13 protein-coding genes are annotated in these 14,815 nt (G+C 57.9%); 7 read left to right on the top strand and 6 right to left on the bottom strand.

What is annotated here, in order from left to right; genetic code table 11:
• Positions 1-198: 198 nt before the first annotated feature.
• Entirely contained in the window at positions 199-585 is a 387-nt protein-coding gene (locus tag ACR65T_RS12095; RefSeq protein ID WP_434496716.1) for a hypothetical protein, read from the top strand.
• Positions 586-1,735: 1,150 nt separating this feature from the next.
• On the opposite strand, the gene ACR65T_RS12090 is transcribed toward ACR65T_RS12095, so the two are convergent.
• Complete coding sequence (locus ACR65T_RS12090; RefSeq protein ID WP_434496715.1) at positions 1,736-2,635, bottom strand: hypothetical protein; 900 nt, start codon at positions 2,633-2,635, stop codon at positions 1,736-1,738.
• Positions 2,636-3,033: 398 nt separating this feature from the next.
• Here ACR65T_RS12090 and ACR65T_RS12085 point away from each other — a divergent pair, with 398 nt between their 5' ends.
• Both ACR65T_RS12085 and ACR65T_RS12080 read left to right on the top strand, forming a co-directional pair.
• Positions 3,034-4,065: a Fic family protein gene (locus ACR65T_RS12085; RefSeq protein WP_434496714.1), complete on the top strand. Its 1,032-nt coding sequence runs from the start codon at positions 3,034-3,036 to the stop codon at positions 4,063-4,065.
• Positions 4,066-4,136: 71 nt separating this feature from the next.
• Positions 4,137-6,221: a reverse transcriptase domain-containing protein gene (locus tag ACR65T_RS12080; protein ID WP_434496713.1), complete on the top strand. Its 2,085-nt coding sequence runs from the start codon at positions 4,137-4,139 to the stop codon at positions 6,219-6,221.
• Between the two features lie 458 nt (positions 6,222-6,679).
• Here ACR65T_RS12080 and ACR65T_RS12075 read toward each other — a convergent pair whose 3' ends face one another.
• From ACR65T_RS12075 to ACR65T_RS12060, 4 genes are all read right to left on the bottom strand, one after another.
• Positions 6,680-6,859 (bottom strand): hypothetical protein, encoded by a 180-nt coding sequence (locus ACR65T_RS12075; protein WP_434496712.1) that lies wholly within the window; start codon positions 6,857-6,859, stop codon positions 6,680-6,682.
• A 350-nt stretch (positions 6,860-7,209) separates the two neighbouring features.
• Positions 7,210-8,532, bottom strand: a complete 1,323-nt coding sequence (locus tag ACR65T_RS12070) for a relaxase/mobilization nuclease domain-containing protein (protein ID WP_434496711.1) — start codon at positions 8,530-8,532, stop codon at positions 7,210-7,212.
• A complete protein-coding gene (locus ACR65T_RS12065) occupies positions 8,529-8,810 on the bottom strand; it encodes a hypothetical protein (RefSeq protein ID WP_434496710.1) in 282 nt (93 codons plus the stop codon). Before ACR65T_RS12065 ends, ACR65T_RS12070 begins: the two co-directional genes overlap by 4 nt.
• A gap of 483 nt (positions 8,811-9,293) precedes the next feature.
• The gene (locus ACR65T_RS12060; RefSeq protein WP_434496709.1) at positions 9,294-9,983 is read right to left on the bottom strand and encodes a hypothetical protein; all 690 of its coding nucleotides are present in this window, start codon (positions 9,981-9,983) and stop codon (positions 9,294-9,296) included.
• Between ACR65T_RS12060 and ACR65T_RS12055 the strand changes: the two genes are divergently transcribed.
• Together ACR65T_RS12055 and thrS are read left to right on the top strand one after the other, a co-directional pair.
• Positions 9,945-10,397 carry a DUF6653 family protein gene (locus tag ACR65T_RS12055; protein ID WP_434496708.1) on the top strand — a complete coding sequence of 151 codons (453 nt, stop codon included), beginning with the start codon at positions 9,945-9,947 and terminating at the stop codon, positions 10,395-10,397. The genes ACR65T_RS12060 and ACR65T_RS12055 overlap by 39 nt on opposite strands.
• Positions 10,398-10,615: 218 nt before the next feature.
• A complete protein-coding gene (gene thrS, locus ACR65T_RS12050; RefSeq protein ID WP_434496707.1) occupies positions 10,616-12,568 on the top strand; it encodes a threonine--tRNA ligase in 1,953 nt (650 codons plus the stop codon).
• 261 nt (positions 12,569-12,829) lie between these two features.
• Here thrS and rpmB read toward each other — a convergent pair whose 3' ends face one another.
• A complete protein-coding gene (rpmB, locus tag ACR65T_RS12045; RefSeq protein WP_256032486.1) occupies positions 12,830-13,123 on the bottom strand; it encodes a 50S ribosomal protein L28 in 294 nt (97 codons plus the stop codon).
• A gap of 389 nt (positions 13,124-13,512) precedes the next feature.
• Here rpmB and ACR65T_RS12040 point away from each other — a divergent pair, with 389 nt between their 5' ends.
• Positions 13,513-14,403, top strand: coding sequence for an NAD(P)-dependent methylenetetrahydromethanopterin dehydrogenase (locus ACR65T_RS12040; RefSeq protein WP_434496706.1), 891 nt, complete (start codon positions 13,513-13,515; stop codon positions 14,401-14,403).
• A gap of 151 nt (positions 14,404-14,554) precedes the next feature.
• Positions 14,555-14,815, top strand: a 261-nt coding sequence (fae, locus tag ACR65T_RS12035) for a formaldehyde-activating enzyme (protein WP_434496705.1), incomplete at its 3' end; no start/stop codon positions are given.

Raw genomic sequence — 14,815 nt, 5'->3', positions numbered from 1 at the left:
TGAGAGCCGCCCGATCTGCATCGCTGCCCGACATCGATAGTGTCCGCTTGTATTTGAAATGGACACGATCATCGCGCCACCGTCAGGCAGCTATCTCGAAAACCGGGATCAACGCCAGGTGGCCCACGACGGAGGGATACGCTTAATCCGTTGATCCCCTGAATTAAAGAATGTCGCAGTTCAGATCGGACTCTGGGCATGCCAACGTCGATCATGGGACCCCGTTCGAGGATTCCTCCGGCAAAAGCGGACACGTTGTTAAAATGTTATGCCGAGCGCCTGCCGCCGGGAAAAGCGGCGCAGCGCGCGAATGTGTCGCTGAATACGGTCTACGATCAATATGCACGTATGCGCTGGCGATTGATTGAGGTGGGCTATTACCGTGATGCTGCCCGGTCAAAAGACGAAGACGGCCTGGGAGAGAACCTGAAGCAGGAACTCAGGCGTCGGCGCGGCCTTGAGCCCGATGATGTTTATGCTCACGCCGCCGAGGTCATCGAATGGGCGCAGGAATGGCGCCCGGAATCGTCCTGCGTCACTTGCGAAAGATTATTGCTCTTACGGGTCCACTCGACATGCCGTTAGAGCTTGGGGATGAGCAAATGCGATTGGTGCAGACTTACGTCCGCTACGCACGAACCCGTCTGCTCTACGACCGCGTCAAAAGCAATGCAGCTCTTGACGACACGCGGTCTCTGATTTTGCAGCGCGCGCAAGAAAGGCTCCATCTGGACTGGCAAGCATACCGTGCAGCCGTGAAACGGGCAGAACGGTCCACCCTGTAGACGCAGTTGAACAGGACAGGCCAACGGCACAATTGATCGCAATAGTTGGACTACGCAAGATGTGTTTTGTATTACAAAACCATCTTGGCAAGGGGACCCGCTGCGCGCCCCCGTTGCATCCCCCCGGCCCTGGCTCCGTCAGGGGATCGACCCCGTTCCAGAGCCATTCAACCGTATCGCCGCTTGACCACTCGCAGGGAGACTTCGCTCTCCCTGCACCCATCGACTTGAGGGCGTTCCTGCCCCCCCAAGACCCCAGACCATTTCATGGAGACGACTTCATCGAGACCGGGAAAGGGAGCTTTCGCGCTGCCCTTGCCCTGGACCCATCCCATCGACCAATGAGCCTTCTAGCCCCTTGGAACCCTGACCAACCCTGCGCGGATTGGATGCGCGCCAACCGTCCGCCGATTGGATGCGGCCAGCACATCGGCGCTGGACCCGAGCAGGCATATTTCTGCCCCTTTGGGCGTTTGTTACTAAGAGAGCGCATGTCAGAGGGACCGCCCGACACTCCATCTTCTGAATGGTAAGTTATCGCTTTGGGACCTGTATTGCAGCAGGATGACAAACCGAAATTCCAGCGTTCGTAGTGCAACACACTAGCGGTTGTTCCACCTTCTCCGGAGCGGCTTTATTGAAATCCATCTTAAGAATTATCCCTACTCCAGCTACTAGTGTTGTAGCCCAAATTATTGGTAAAAACGCTCCATAGAAAGCAGAGCTTGATGACATTGACATAACGCTTAACCTGTATTTTCCATTTATGATACGCTCAGCATATTGCCTATTCCGGCCGCTTGCAACATTTCTAAAATTAATCAGCAATGCATTCCATTATTAGTCACTAAAAACACCACATCGATAAGTGCCGCAGCAAATCCTACTATTAGACCGACTGTCACCAGCATGCTTCTATTCATACATAAATGAGCGCTTTCCTTCAGGTCCTACTCAGGTGATTTATAATCTTTATGCCAATGCGTAAACATTATGACCATCATAAATAATGTCGATAATATAGATAAGAATATCGAAATATCCAACATTTTATTGCTTTTATTATCCGCGCAATTAATAACATTATATGATATCAAATATGTTACTGCCAATAATACAGCGTTGTATTGTAATAATCCAACCGCCTTTGCTATTATTCTATCGGTAATATTACTTATGTATTGTACTGCATCCTCTTCTTTTTTGTTAAATCTTAAACTTAAATCATCGATAAATTTTCTTCTATGCTCCTCATTTCGCGGCGCGCCTAACCAATATATGTCACTATTACGAAAATAATACACCCCCGCGGCAGCAATTACGATAACAAATACGGCTAACACAATATATTTGATATAATCCTCATTTTTAGGCTCTCCGGCACCTTCTTTAATGGTGCTCAATTTCTTCATTTCATTATTAATAATATCTAGCTTGTTATTGGCGCTTTCTGTAGAAGATCTTATTGCATCAATCTTGAATGATAGCGACTCCAGATATTCTTTAGTGAGCCGAGCGCCATCAAGTTGTGCGTCGTTTAATTGTTTTGACATGGTAATTGCTAAAGATATGTTGTCAATTATAGCTTTCTTGACATCTTCATTGCATGCTATGTCTGAAGATATATACGACGGCGTTCCTAAATATGCCTTGATAGCAGCTTTTGTTGTTGGCCCGCATCGGCCATCTAGTCTTCCGGAAAAGCCATGGAGCGAAAGTAATAATTGTATATCATACGCCAGACTAGGCTCATTATTTGGTTTATTCAGTGCCTGAGCAGGTATCTCTTTTGAAGATACAAATAAAAAAAGGACGGCAGCAAATATATTAAATATGGTTTTAGGTGTCATTTCGAGACCTATTGCGAGACAAGAGGGAGATCAGATTTAGGTGTTCCTTTTTATATGCGCTTCCGCTTTGAGGCAAAAACACCGGAGTTTTACCCGCGCGGAAAAAGCCGCGCGGGAAAGTTGCCTTGTGTCGGAATTACTTTCCCTAGGAGGCTCGAAGGTCCAACCAGCCGCTTTCCGCCCTGCACCGGAGCCGCAGGTGCAGCTTTCCTCGATCAGGGTATATGCAACCCTAAAGCTCCTGCCCACGACGTGTTGAGCAGTTGAGATTTTCGTGTACATGTCGCGCTAGATATGTTAAGGAAAACGGGTATTTTTAACGCATCGTCGAAGACATGTTAAAGCCAAACTACGCCATCCCCGATCTGCCCCCGCCGGTGAACCTCGAAACGGTCCCTGTGCTGAAAGCGCTCGCCAAGGCGAATCGCGCTCTGGCGGAGTTGAAGGGGCGTGCGGCGACCATCCCTAATCAGGGCATCCTCATCGACACGCTGGCCCTGCAAGAGGCGAAAGCCAGCTCCGAGATTGAAAACATCGTCACCACCCAGGACGAGCTGTTTCAGGCCGATCTTCACCTTGAGGGGCCGGAGTCCGCCGCCGCCAAGGAAGTGGCGCTTTACCGCGACGCCGTGAAGCTTGGCTACGACCACCTCCGCAAGTCAGGCGGGCTGATTACCAATCGTACGCTGATTGATGTGTTCCAATTGTTGAAACGTCGGGACGGGGGATTTCGCGTCACGCCCGGCACGGCGCTCAAGAACGATTCCACCGGTGAGATCGTCTATGTGCCGCCGCAGGATGCGCGCGAGATCGAAGCGGCGATGGCCGCGCTGGAGCGCTTCGTCAACGAGGACGAGCATTCTGACCTCGACCCGCTCATCAGGATGGCTTTGATCCATCATCAGTTCGAGAGCATTCACCCGTTTCCCGATGGCAACGGCCGGATCGGGCGAATCTTAAACGTGCTCTATCTGACGCGCGCCGGGCTTCTTGAAATCCCTATCCTCTATCTCTCGCGCCACATCACCCGCACCAAGGCAGATTACTACCGGCTGCTTCAGGCCGTGCGCACTGAATGCTCGTGGGAGGACTGGGTTCTTTACATGCTGGAGGCGGTCGCGGAGACGGCGCAGACGACCCTCGCGCTCGTCGAAGGAATGCGCGTCCAGATGGCGAATGTGAAAAAGCGAATGCGCGAGGAGGTGCCGAGCCTCTATTCGCAAGACCTGCTCAACAACCTGTTCCGCCACCCCTACACGCGCATCGAATTCGTGGTGAAAGACCTTGGGGTTTCGCGCCAGACGGCGGCGAAATATCTCGACCTGCTGGCCGAGAAGGGCTTCGTCGCCAAGCACCGCTCTGGACGAAGCAATTACTACGTGAACGAGTCCCTCGTGCGCCTGTTTCTCGACGTGTCAGGAGGGCGGTGATGACCGACAAACACAAAAGACGGCTCGCCTGGCACCGCGCCAACGTATTCGAACGCGAATGAAGTCTTCCCGTGACAACACTCGACAAAGTTTTTGACCTCAAGAATTTAAGGCGCGCCTACCGCTGGACTCTTTCCAATCCGGACGCGCTGTACAAATCCTATTTTCGGGACTCGTATGATGCATTTGCCCTCGCGTCCGACACGCATCTCAAGCTCTTGAGACAGAAAGGCCTGGGAGAAAAGTACGAACCTACACATGCGGCGAAGGTGCTTATTCCCAAGCCTTCCGGCACCGTCAGGCCGATCACTCTTCTCACAGTCGAGGACCAGATTGTCTATCAGGCGTGTGTGAATCTTGTTGCCGATGCTCTGAAAAAGCGCACAGGTCACCGGTACGATAAACGGGTCTTTGCGCATCTTTACGCCGGGAAATCGTCGCCGTTCTTTTACAAGCGGTGGCAGAATTCTTACCGTAAGTTCGCCCAGAGGATCAGAGACGCGTATACAGACGGCTATAATTGCATTGCAGACTTCGACCTTGCATCGTTTTACGATTCGATCGATCACCATGTGCTCAGGCATTTTCTGCGCGACCTGAAGATCGACGAAGACACCATTGGCTTTCTGCTTGACTGCCTGAAGGTGTGGACCTCGAGTACGTGGAGCAACGGCCCGAAAAATATCTATCACGAGCATGGGATTCCGCAGGGACCCTTGCCTTCCGGAATGCTATCGGAGGCAGTTCTTCAGCATATCGACGAGGCCGGGGAGCAGGGGAGCAGGACTATCTACCTGCGTTATGTCGATGACATCAAGATACTGGCGCGTTCTGAGCTTGAGCTTCGCCGTAAACTCATCAAGCTCGATATTGCGGCACGGGAGGTCGGTCTGTTTCCACAAACCTCCAAGATCAACATCCACCGCATCACCGATCCCGACAGTGAAATCAAATCGGTCAGCCGCCCGCCGGAGTCGTCAATCAAGCCGTTCGTCAACCAGAAGCGCTTGGTGGCCCGGCTGCTCGACTTGACGCGCAATAGTCGCCTTGGGCCGCAAACGGTTACACGTTTCAAGTTCCTGCTTGCACACGCCGAGCCGACGCACAGGCTCAACCAGCGACTGATGAAGGTTCTTCAACGAAATCCGGACCTCGCAGGAAGTATCTGCGCGTATGTCGGGAAATACGAGAAGATTCCCGGAAAGCTGGCGTACGAAATCGTGGACACAATCAAGGGACCCGAGCTCTATCACGCGGTCAACGCATCATTGATCCGCGCCAGTCTTGGAAAGCTTGGCGCTGCTTCTACGGCCGAGCTGGGCCAGTTCGCCGCTGACCGGCTTGTCAATCCACCGCGCGGTGCCATTCAGATCCAGGCAAGCTACAAGGAGGCCTTGATCGCCTGCGCGCTGCACGCGGGTCGGCTCACTCATGTCCAGTATGAAAAACTTCTTATCGACGAAAAGGACTGGTGGGTAAGAAAATCGGCGCTCCGTGAGCTCGACGAAGGCCGCTATGGGCGGGCAAGCTACATATCGCTGGTCAATCTTTCCCTACGGATGAGCGAAGGCGAGGTTGCGCGGATGGCCGCTTCGCTGATGCTGCGGGATTCGCTGCCCCTCGCAAAGCCCTACGGAGATGTCGAAACGACAGCCAAGCAAGCCCTCAAAGTTGCCGGCATCATCAAAACTGTCGGCCGACCAGCAAGTCGCATCAACAGCATCATTGCTTACATACTGGACCGGCGAGAAACCGCATTCGACTGGCGTCTGTATTTTGGCACCAATCATAGGCACGCGGAAGTGCATGCCTTCTTTCTCAAGAGGAACCGCGAAACAAATATCGATGCCTTTCTCGTGTCGCTCGACAGCTTTTGCGACTTTTTGACCCGTGAGCTGTGGCGCCGGGTGAAGTCGGCAGGCTCAACCTGCCCAGCCTTTGGTCATGCAATCAAAGACGCAGCTCTATCGGCCAGCTTCCCAGTGGCGATGGCCTGCTTTCTGAAGCTGCACGACCTCCGGCTGCAGTCGGCAACAGCCCATCCTGCCACCAGGGCGGGGCAGCCCGGTCGCCGGTTGAAGCATCGCGACTTCTATAAACTTCGCCAAGAGTTGGTCGATGCATTCGATGAGATTGAGAGAGCGGTTGTTTTGTAGCTTGACGAGCTGATCTGTCATACTCGTTGGGCGCGTCCCGCTCTTTGGGGGATCGGCTCTACTCGCTGCACTCCCGGAGCCGCCTTCGGCGTCTCCTCCATTCGGTGACGATCCCTCGCGCAAGAGAGACATGACAGCGCCGCGACCGCGCTGACTCCGTTTTCGTTGGTTGGGGGCCTGCGGCCCCATCCTTCGTCAAGACCAAGCACTGCGCTCTGGCTTCGTGCGCCGCCAGCGGCTTCCCCGCCCTTCCGCACTACGTTTGTGCAGGGCGGGTGATCCCCCTCCGCTGGCGGCGGTCTTGACGGCCTCCCCCCGCTCATTGGCGCGGGCCTAGTCCGGTTGCATGCGCAACCGGCTATACGCCGAAAGCCTCACAACAGAAGGAATCGCCCCGTGAGCCGCGAGCCACTTCAAGGCAAAAAATTCGCGACCGGCCATGGGCCAGCCGCAGGGTCTTAGAGAGCCGGCGGACGCATCGCCAACTCATTCTCGATATTGCGTATCGACTCCAACGCGTCGCGGCGCTCTTGCGAGCCACGCGATGCAGCGGCAAAGGCAAGCTGCGCCTGCCCGAGCAGACTGAGCAATTCGGTGGTGCTGCGGGATGCCGCTTCGAAGCGTGAGACAAGTTTCATCGTATCCTCCTTTGTTTCAGGAGGCCCCGAACCATTCAGGGCCTTTCGGCCCCGGCACACATGATCATCGGCCCAGATAAGGCGCTGATGGATCGAAGGGACGGATGAAACGAAAAGGAAGGAGACGGGAAACGTCTGACGGTTTGAGGCGGCGGCGTTGGAAGCACGGCTGGATTATGCGGAATTTATCGGCAGAGACATCGCCTGCCTTTGTCATTCATTGCATGGCGCTGAAAACAGACGGCGACGCCAGATACGGATTATCGCCTGAAGCTTTTCCTGCGACGGACGCCGGTCGGCCCTATGCGGATGGCCTTGGCCAGCCAGTGAATTTTCTGCTTCGAGCCGCGTCACGGATCGAAGCTGCGCCTGCGGCGATGACGCTCCGGGCGCGGGCGTTTAGGCGTTTCGTCCACGTACTTTGTCTCACGCTCGCGGGCATAATGATCGTTCCCGTTGTCGTGGTCGAGTTTCGGATACCGGCTGACATCTTCGCGCAGCAGCATAAGTTCTTGCGCCGCTATTCCGCGCTGCGCCTGTATCTCCCGTTGCAGGGTTTGCCGTTCTTCGAGCTGCCGGAATGTCAGCGCATCCTTTTCCGCCCGGTCGCGCCGCCATGTTTCGAGCGCTTCGCGCTCGTTTTGCGCTTTTATTTTGCCATAACGTCCGGTCAAGCGCTGCCAGATGCCGGAAAAGCCCTTCCTCAGGCGCTCCGACCGCAGTTTGGTTTCGGTCTGCGCACGCCGTTCATGCGCGGCCCAAAGCTCTTGCCGTTCGTGCTGGTGTCGTCCCACCATATCCGCCTTGCGGAACGCGATGACGGCGAGGCGTTGCTTCGCATCGCGTTCGGCATCCTTGATGAACGCTTTGAGCTTTTCCGTCATGCCTTGCGCGATTTCGGCCTTGATCTCATCGACGCTGCGCAGCGGCTTGGAATCGCCAAGCCTCGCTTCAAGCTCTTTGGGTTTCACCCCGGCAAAGCGGGACAGCGAATAAACCTCCCCGCGATAATCGACAGCCACAAAGCCGCGCCGGTCGCCTCGGGCCAGCCGGAAGCCCCGTTCTTTCAGAGCGGTTTCGAACGACGCCTTGTTGTCGGAAGCCTGCCAGCACTGCCGAAAAACGGTCTTGAGTTCGCGCGGATCGAGCCCGGCGCGTTTGGCTTGCTGCCATTCCTCCCGCGTGAAATTCAGCGGATCGCGCAGGCTGCGATCCTGCAAACCGCGCGGCATGTCCCAACCATGTTCGAGATAGAGCTTCCGGGACACATCACGGAGCTTCACTTTGTAATGGGGCATATTGATCGCGCGCATGCGGTTTCTGTCTATTCGCGACCAGACCGCATGAGCATGCCGCCGCCCGTCTTTTTCATGAAAGACGATAGCGCGCGGCTGGTTTTCTAGGCCGAGCTTCTGTTCGATTCGGGCGATGGCCTGCTCAAACCCTTCGACGCTGACATTCGCCGCTGGCGGCGGGTTGAGGCTCATCGAGAACAGATACTTTTCGCAGCTTGTGCCCCGCGCAATCGCGTCCGCCTCACCAAAGGCACCTGGCAGATTGTCGCTGGCAAAGCCGCGCAGGTCATGCAGCGCGACATGATCGTTATCGCGCATCGCAAGCAGATACCGCGCCAGTTGTGGGGCATCGCCGCGCTCTTTTGCTTTCAGGATCATGGCCCGTCTCCGGGCGACTTGCCGAGCGCGCGCATAAGGTCGGCCCGCATGACCGCGACATCGCGGCAGGCTGCCTTGAGATCGGCTTCGGTTTCAGGCGTCAGCGGGAGCGAGCCGGTATTCACAGCCTTGGCGAGCTGGTTCAGGTTGGACGACAGCCGGGATTCACCCAAGGCTCCCAGCACCCGGCCCAGCGCTTCCGCGTCTTTGACCCGGCTGTTGCCCCGTCTTTTGCGCGGGGCAGTATCGTCTCCGAACAGCCTTTCGCGAATATGCACGCCGAGAGGTTTCCTGCCCCGCTCGGCGTCCAGCCGCACCCGTTCAGCGACCGTCAGGCGCAGCGAGAAGGGCGGCGGATATTTCTTTTCCGCTGCCGCGCAAGCGGCTAAGGCGTTATAAACTTGGCTTAAACTGGTCATCGTCGCACCGCAGACCCTTAGGGTCTAGCTGTGCGAGATGGCGCTCCCACTCATCCAGCGTCTCAAAGAGAGCGTTCGAACTTTCTTCTTCGAGGTGCGCCAGTTCACCAGACTAGATTCGAATACCGCCATTCTCGCAAAACCCGTCGCGAAGGCGCACAGTTGATTTCAGTCAGTAAGCGACGGCGCGCCAACGAGCGCAAAGCTAGCAAATAGATTTCGTGTTAAGGCAGACTTGCGCATTTGCCCCGCCACCTATAGGGCGGCAGGATCAAAAGCCGGGTGGCCGCCGCGCTCCGGACCCGTCAGTTCATCGTTGCGCCAGATGAACTTGCAGCCCGCTCAGAGAGAAACCCACCCGAGTTTCCGTCTCACGACAAACATCACTACGGTGATCACAAACAGCCCGGCGATTGCGGGTGGCGCGACGGCCCAACCGCTGTCCCCGCCAAAATAGAGGCTCCAGCCGATCTTGAGTAGGCTGCCCACAGCAATCACGGTGAGACCCGTCCAAATCAAACGGCGCCAAAACGCGAAGGCAAGCGCAAAGAGAAACAAAGGCGCCATTGCCGTGAAAAGAAGCTTTGCGGCTCCCCATTTTCCCAACAGATACTCCCGCTCAATGTCCAGAAATTCGGCTACCCGAGGATCTGGATGGGCCGGAGCCGGGAACCAAAACATGCTGGTCGCCAACGCCAAAAGAGTCACGGCGATTCCTGTTAGACTGCGGCGCCAGGCGGCATAGCAAAAGGGTATGAGAAACAGCGGCCGGATATACCAGCTCAAGGGATTGTGATGGCGTAACCATGCCCATTCTGCAAAGTTTTGCAGCATTTCCATTGTAACGACTTCCGATCGCCTCAGAAAAACAGCGCAGCATCTAACGACGGACAGTTCGACAATCCATGAAAAATCCGCCGGAAATGGGGAGGTCCAGCGGATCGCGCCGCTGAAGCGGCCCGGGAGCGCCTGCTCAGGAGCAATTGGATCGAGATGCGCGGGCAGGTTTTTGACGAAAGGTGGCGGCGCCACGCCAATCGCTGGAGCGTCTACACGCGCTTTGCTGCGATCCCAGCCGCCGTTGCCGCGGGTTGGAGCCGCGTTTGGCTAGACTGGTGGGCGGTCGCGCCGATTGGTTCCGTCGTGCTTTGGTTGGTGGTCAATCCATTCATATTCAAGCCGATCGACAGGCCGGCGCATTGGATCGAGAAGGGCGTATTGGGTGAGCGGCTTTGGCTCGGGCGAAGTGAGGCCGCTGCAGTTTACACGTGGAGCTTGCGCGTGCTGCTGCTTCTTGGGCTCGTTGGCCTCGCCGGGATGATTGCGGGCATGGTCACGTTGAACCTGTGGCTCGCAATTGGCGGGGCGCTCGTCGTGATGGTCGCGCAAATCGTGCGGCTCAGACGCTTTGCAGATATATACAATTTATACATCGGCAATCTATAGCTTTTACACTGTGAATCATGAGTTTTGTATCGTAATCTCAATCACATAGGTGTTCGCATTTATATGCTGTCGGGCGCGCCATTTCTCTTTTACGTCGATGCAAACGGCGCTCCTTCGCGCCGATTGCGCCCGCGCGCGCGCGGCGTTATGAAGGCGCCGTCCATCCAAAGCGACTTACGTCGACTCGTATCGGCGACTGAGCGCGACAGGAGCGTACTATGGTTGCGGTTACATTCCCCGACGGGGCGTCCCGTCAGTTCGAGCCCGGCGTTTCGGGCGTCGACATCGCCAAGAGCATCTCTCCCTCTCTCGCCAAGCGCAGCGTCGCCATGACGCTCGACGGCGCGCTCGTTGACCTCGCAAGCCCGATCGCGCGCGACGCTAGAATCGAGTTCGTCACGCGCGAAGATCCGCGCGCGCTGGAGCTCATCCGCCACGACGCCGCGCATGTGCTGGCGGAGGCGGTGCAGGAGCTCTATCCCGGCACGCAGGTGACGATCGGGCCGGTCATCGAGAACGGCTTCTATTACGATTTCTTCCGCGCCGAGCCGTTCACGCTCGAAGACCTGCCGGCGATCGAAAAGAAGATGCGCGAGATCGTCGCGCGCGACGCCAAAATCACGCGCGAAGTGTGGGATCGCGACGACGCCAAGCAATGGTTTCTGACGAAGGGTGAGATCTTCAAAGGCGAACTCATCGACGCGATCAAGTCCGACGAGCCCTTGAGCGTCTATCGGCAGGGCCAGTGGCTCGATCTCTGTCGCGGCCCGCACTTACCCTCGGTCGGCAAGGTCGGCACGGCCTTCAAGTTGATGAAGGTCGCGGGCGCCTATTGGCGTGGCGATTCGACGAAGCCGATGCTGTCGCGCATCTACGGCACGGCCTGGACGACGCAGGAGGAGCTCGACGCCTATCTGCACCGGCTGGAGGAAGCCGAGCGGCGCGACCACCGCCGCTTGGGCCGCGAGATGGACCTGTTCCATTTTCAGGAGGAAGGTCCCGGCGCGATCTTCTGGCACCCGAAGGGCTGGGCGCTGTTCCAGAACGTCATCTCCTACATGCGCCGACGCCTGAAGGCCGATTACCAGGAAGTCAACGCGCCGCTGCTCCTCGACAAGTCGCTGTGGGAGACGTCCGGCCACTGGGAATGGTTCCGCGAAAACATGTTCGTCTCGCAGCCCGCGCGCGAGCAGACCGACGAAGACCGGCTTTACGCGATCAAGCCGATGAATTGTCCCGGCCATATCCAGATTTTCAAACATGGCCTGAAGTCCTATCGCGATCTGCCGCTGCGCATGGCGGAGTTTGGAATCGTGCATCGCTATGAGCCGTCGGGCGCGCTGCATGGCCTGTTGCGCGTGCGCGCCTTCACGCAGGACGACGCGCATGTGTTCTGCACCGAAGAGCAGATGGCCGAGGAATGTCTCAAGATCAACGACCTCATTCTCTCGACCTATTCGGATTTCGGCTTCGACGAAGTCGTCGTGAAGCTGTCGACGCGTCCGGAAAAGCGCGTCGGTTCGGATGAAGCCTGGGATCAGGCCGAAGCGATCATGACGCGGGTCTTGAGCGACATCGAAGCGCGCTCAGGCAATCGCATCAAGACGGGAATCAATCCGGGCGAGGGCGCGTTCTACGGCCCCAAGTTCGAATATACGCTGCGCGACGCCATCGGCCGCGAGTGGCAATGCGGCACGACGCAGGTCGATTTCAACCTGCCGTCGCGCTTCGGCGCCTATTACATCGGCCCGGACAGCGAGAAGAAGACGCCGGTGATGATCCATCGCGCGATCTTCGGTTCGCTCGAACGCTTCACCGGCATTCTGATCGAGCATTTCGCCGGACATTTACCGCTGTGGCTGTCGCCGCTGCAGATCGTCGTCTGCACGATCACGCAGGACGCCGACGACTACGCCTATGAGGTCGCCGCCGCGGCGCGAAAGCTCGGACTTGTCGTCGAGGTCGATGCGCGTAACGAGAAGATCACCTACAAGGTGCGCGAACATTCGCTGGCGAAGGTTCCCGTGCTGCTCGTCGCCGGCAAGAAAGAGGCGGCCGAGCGCACGATCTCCATGCGCCGGCTCGGCTCGCAGGCGCAGACGCAGCTTTCGCTCAAGGAGGCGCTGAAGCGGCTGGCGGAGGAAGCGACGCCGCCGGATCTGCGGGGCTAGTTTCGCCAAAAAGGCGTGACGCCGGGAGCGCAATGCCTCTCCCCTCGGGAGAGGGTGGCCCGGCGGAGCCGGGTCGGGTGAGGGTTTTTTATCCCCTACACGTCAGGCGCTTTCCCCTCATCCGTCGCGCTTCGCGCGCCACCTTCTCCCCATGGGAGAAGGATGCCCGCCTTTTTCAGCGACAAACTCGGGGGGCGCCTAAAAAGACAAAAGCCCCGTCGCCGTGAAGCGCGGGGCTTTGCAGAAGCAGGCCGAAACGGTTTAAGCGCTCGCGGCCGCCTGCTTCTTCTCGATTTCGCGCTTGAGCGTTCGGGCGTTCTGCGACAGCTCTTCGCTCTTCGCCTTCACGAGGAAGGCGTCAAGCCCGCCGCGATGCTCCACCGACCGCAGCGCCGCCGCGGAGATGCGCAGCCGCACCGAACGCGCCAGCGCCTCTGAGGCGAGCGTCACATTGACGAGATTGGGCAGAAAGCGGGTCTTCGTCTTCCGATTGGAATGGCTGACGAGATTGCCGGACTGCACGCCCTTTCCGGTCAGCTCGCAACGGCGGGACATAATGGTTCCTTTCGCTCTATTCTTCCATGCGTCGGCCGCGGCGCCAGTCGCCCGCGATCGCCAGCAGAGGGTGAAAAAGACAGCGAGGCGCGACGCCGATTGCGCCGAGCCTCGATTGCGGGGCTTATAGAGGCAAAGCGCGGCCGCCGTCAACCAACAGCCGCCGCCATGCGGCCGCACGCTGCGGCGCACACGCCTCTAGACATCGGCTTCGTTCTGGGTTCTAAGCCTCCCATCGCTCCGGGCGAGGCCGAGGCGCGCGCCCGCGCGCCGTTCCTTTTGCCGGGAATCATTGAGAAACAGAGGGGCTGGAGACTTTCTCCCGCCGCGCGCGTCGCCTTTTGGCCGCGTTAAGACGCGAAACTCGAGGGAAAGGTTGGGGAGATTCAATGGCCAAAGCGATTCTGCACATGCTCAGCACGTTGAAGCATATGAGCCCCTTCGACGTGAATATGGCCCTCGACGCGGGCTATGACGCGGCGATTCCCTACACCAATGTCACGCTGGACGAAGTCACCGCGCTCGTGCAGGACGCGATGTTTTCGCGCGCGCCTTCGGCGGCGCTGCGCACCGGCATCTTCTTCGCCGGCCGCGACGCCGTGCTCGCGCTCGACATGATGGACACGGCAAAGAAAGCGCTGCTCAAGCCCTTCGAAGTGTCGCTCTTCGCCGATCCCTACGGCTCCTTCACCACCGCCGGCGCCATGGTCGCCTGCGTCGAAAAAATTCTGCGGGAGAAGAAACAGCGCGAACTCAAGGGCTCGAAAGTCGTCATCTACGGGGCGACGGGCGTTGTTGGCTATTCCGCCGCCGTCATCTCGGCGCTTGAAGGCGCAGAGGTCACCGTCGTCGGCTATAGCGGCCTCGAGCGTGTCGCCAAGCTCGCCGACGAAATGTGCAAGCGTTTTAACATCAAGGTCGCGCCTGCCGACGGCTCCACGCCCGAACAGGTGCGTGCGCTTCTTTGCCAGCATGAAATCGCGCTGTGCGCGGCGCGCGCCGGCGTCCAGGTGCTATCGAAGGACGATCTCGCCGCCGCCAAGGATCTCTTGATCGCCGCCGACGTCAACGCCGTGCCGCCTCTCGGCGTCGAAGGCTGCGGTCTGCATGACAATGGCGTCGTCATTTCGTCTCACGGCGCGCTGGGCATTGGCGCGCTGGCGATCGGCAACGTCAAATACGGCACGGAAGCTGGTCTCTTCAAGAAGATGGCGACGTCCGACGAGCCGCTCTGCCTCGACTTCCGTCACGCTTTCGCGTTGGCCCGCGAACTCGTGTGACGTCTCGCGCGCTTGCCAGGCCCCGCGCCTTGGCAAGGCCGCGCAAAAATGGTTGAGTCCGCGCCGCGTGCGTGGGCTCTCATCGCCGCGCCCCGCGTGCGGCTCGCATAGGGCGCTCGTGAATCCGGCGCCAGAATTCTGGGAGAAAAACATGGCTTTAATCAACAAAATGCTGGTCGGCGAGTCGCTGGTCGGCGACGGCAATGAAGTTGCGCATATCGATCTGATCATGGGTCCGCGCGGCTCGGCGGCCGAGCTCGCCTTCGCCAATGCGCTCGTCAACAACAAGGACGGCTTCACGACGCTGCTCGCCGTCGTCGCGCCGAACCTTCTGTGCAAGCCCAACACGATCCTCTTCAACAAGGTGACGATCAAGGGCGCCAAGCAGGCGGTGCAGATGTTCGGCCCGGCG

The sequence above is a fragment of the Methylocystis sp. genome (genome assembly GCF_051061285.1).
In the GTDB taxonomy this organism is placed as follows: domain Bacteria; phylum Pseudomonadota; class Alphaproteobacteria; order Rhizobiales; family Beijerinckiaceae; genus Methylocystis.
This window is presented reverse-complemented; position numbering and strand designations above follow the sequence as displayed.

What these genes read in the sequence shown, in the direction of transcription:
- ACR65T_RS12095 (WP_434496716.1), top strand. Translation starts at nt 199, where the DNA reads ATGCCAACGTCGATCATGGGACCCCGTTCGAGGATTCCTCCGGCAAAA.
- ACR65T_RS12090 (WP_434496715.1), bottom strand. Translation starts at nt 2,635, where the DNA reads ATGACACCTAAAACCATATTTAATATATTTGCTGCCGTCCTTTTTTTA.
- ACR65T_RS12075 (WP_434496712.1), bottom strand. Translation starts at nt 6,859, where the DNA reads ATGAAACTTGTCTCACGCTTCGAAGCGGCATCCCGCAGCACCACCGAA.
- ACR65T_RS12070 (WP_434496711.1), bottom strand. Translation starts at nt 8,532, where the DNA reads ATGATCCTGAAAGCAAAAGAGCGCGGCGATGCCCCACAACTGGCGCGG.
- ACR65T_RS12055 (WP_434496708.1), top strand. Translation starts at nt 9,945, where the DNA reads ATGCGCGGGCAGGTTTTTGACGAAAGGTGGCGGCGCCACGCCAATCGC.
- thrS (WP_434496707.1), top strand. Translation starts at nt 10,616, where the DNA reads ATGGTTGCGGTTACATTCCCCGACGGGGCGTCCCGTCAGTTCGAGCCC.
- rpmB (WP_256032486.1), bottom strand. Translation starts at nt 13,123, where the DNA reads ATGTCCCGCCGTTGCGAGCTGACCGGAAAGGGCGTGCAGTCCGGCAAT.
- ACR65T_RS12040 (WP_434496706.1), top strand. Translation starts at nt 13,513, where the DNA reads ATGGCCAAAGCGATTCTGCACATGCTCAGCACGTTGAAGCATATGAGC.